At 61.3% G+C, this 2,118-nt stretch carries 1 protein-coding gene and 1 pseudogene; both read left to right on the top strand.

Going from position 1 to position 2,118, the window contains the following annotated elements; translation table 11 throughout:
• Positions 1–786: 786 nt before the first annotated feature.
• Positions 787–1,077 carry a transposase family protein gene (locus KBI5_RS25760; protein ID WP_116290015.1) on the top strand — a complete coding sequence of 97 codons (291 nt, stop codon included), beginning with the start codon at positions 787–789 and terminating at the stop codon, positions 1,075–1,077.
• 15 nt (positions 1,078–1,092) lie between these two features.
• Positions 1,093–1,965, top strand: a pseudogene (locus KBI5_RS24520) (ISAs1 family transposase); the annotation flags it as partial.
• Between the last annotated feature and the right edge of the window lie 153 nt (positions 1,966–2,118).

The following is a 2,118-nucleotide window of genomic DNA, read 5'->3' as shown; positions in this document are numbered from 1 at the left end:
GAAGGCGAACTGTCGATCAGGCGAGTACTCAAAGATCCAGGTCAGACCGTCCTGAACCAGCCACCGGCCAGCTCAACGGACTCCAAAGATCAACTTATCTAGGAAACTCCCGCTAGGATCCCCGTAGCTTCGGCCTCATCGCGGCCCTACGGGCGCTGGGACCCTGCGTCGGGTGTACGATCTACTCRCCTGTTCAGGGTCACCAGCTGTACTGAGGTGGACACGCTCGGACGTCTTCGCGACTACGTGGCGGGGATGCAATTTACCGATATCCGAGTAATTCGGCGGAGATCCGGCGCGCGTTCATCGACGCACTGATCACTGTCACGCGCCCGTTCCGGGGATGTCCTCCAGCCCGATCACGTTACGTGTCACGGCCGATCGCTGCTGGTGTGGCGTAGATAACATACACCTCTGCCGTGCTACGGCGGCCTCGAACATATCGGCGTCGGTCCTGCGGTCGGCGGCAGGGCTCCGGGGAGATTGCCCCAAGTACTGATCCGCTACGCTAAGTAGCCGCCCAGCGGGCTCCCTTCGAGTACCGTCCGGGCTCGCGACACCCGCGAAACATTTCTGGCCGCGGTTCGACAGCCGAATCTCGGCCTACTTCGCCGCCGAACTATCGAGGCATTCCGGCCGTTCGTCAGAAAATCCCTTCGAGGCGCGTCCATGCTACCGCGCCGGCGAAATTTGYCGGAACCGGACGGGCTGTTGTGAAGAAGGTGGCATTCCACCCGGGACAATGAAAGTGCGACCAAACAGAACCCCGAGTGAGAAGGCCACCGCGTGCCATCATGCCAGACCGACGCCGAACTGTCGAGCGACGTCGATCAAAACGTCTACGATAATTCCCGAATACTTCTCGGGATGCTGCGCCACGTGAAGGATTTTCGTGGCACCCAGGGAAGAATGTATGAACTCGGGTTCGTGCTCGCCGTCGCGGTCGTCGCGACACTCGCAGGCGCAACGAACTACCGCCAGCTGGGCAGCCAGGCCGCCGACCTCCCGCAGAACCTGCTGGCCCGACTCGGCGCACGCTACGACCATTTCACTGGACGCTACGCAGCGCCAAGTTAGTCGACCCTTCGCGAAGTCCTCAAAGGCATCGACGCCGACGCGCTCGATCTCGTCATCGGGACATGGCTACACGAACGAGCGACCCGCGGGGACGACGGCGACCTCGTGATCGCTCTGGACGGCAAGGTCCTGCGCGGAGCCTGGACCGACGACAACCAGCAGGTCAAGCTCTTCTCCGCCATGATCCACGAGACGGGCGTCGTCGTCGCCGAGAGCCAGGTCCCCGTCGGCACCAACGAGATCACACAGGTCGAGAACCTCCTGAAACACGTGAGGCACAAACGCGGCCGCACCATCGCGACGTTCGACGCCGCGCACACACAGTTCAAGACGGCCATCCTGCTGCGGAAACTCGGCATCGACTACGTCCTGACTGTCAAGCTCAATCAGCCCACACTTTTCCGGCAGATCTTCGAGCGTCTTCTGCCGATTCTGCAGGAACCGCCTGGCCACCAGGTAGAAGAACGCGGGCACGACCGAATCAAGCGGTGGGCCGTCTGGACCACCACCGCCGAGGGAATCCGCTTCCCTCGCGCGCGAACGGTCGCCGTCATACGCCGCGAGGAGTTCGACCTCGACGGCGTGCGCCTTACAAAGGAATATGCCTTCGTCGTGACCAGTCTTTGGAAGGAGAGAGCCACCCCGCTCACGATCCACACACACGTCAGGCTGCACTGGGGCATCGAGAACCGTGTCCACTACATCCGAGACACCACTTGGCGGGAAGATTTCTGTCAAGCCCACACCGGAAACGGGCCACGCAATCTCGCCGCACTCCGAAATCTCGCGCTCAGCGTCCTCCGCATCCACGGCGCGACCAAGATCAAGGAGACCGTCGAGTCGATCGGCCGAGACCGTAGCCGGGCCCTAAAATACCTTGCTACTTAGCRTCACAGATCAGAACATTGTGTGATCTTCGCGGGGCCCTGGGTCGGCGGTGGGCCGACCGGAACTTGTCAAGATTTTTAGGACAAGATTCTTTGTGAACTAGCCTGTGTTCCGTCCCTGTCGTGATCTCGGTCGAGGGATGACTTCTGATCG

Source organism: Frankia sp. KB5 (assembly GCF_002099325.1).
GTDB lineage: Bacteria > Actinomycetota > Actinomycetes > Frankiales > Frankiaceae > Frankia > Frankia casuarinae.
Note: the sequence above shows the minus strand (reverse complement) of the source record. Positions and strands in the feature narration are given on the sequence as shown.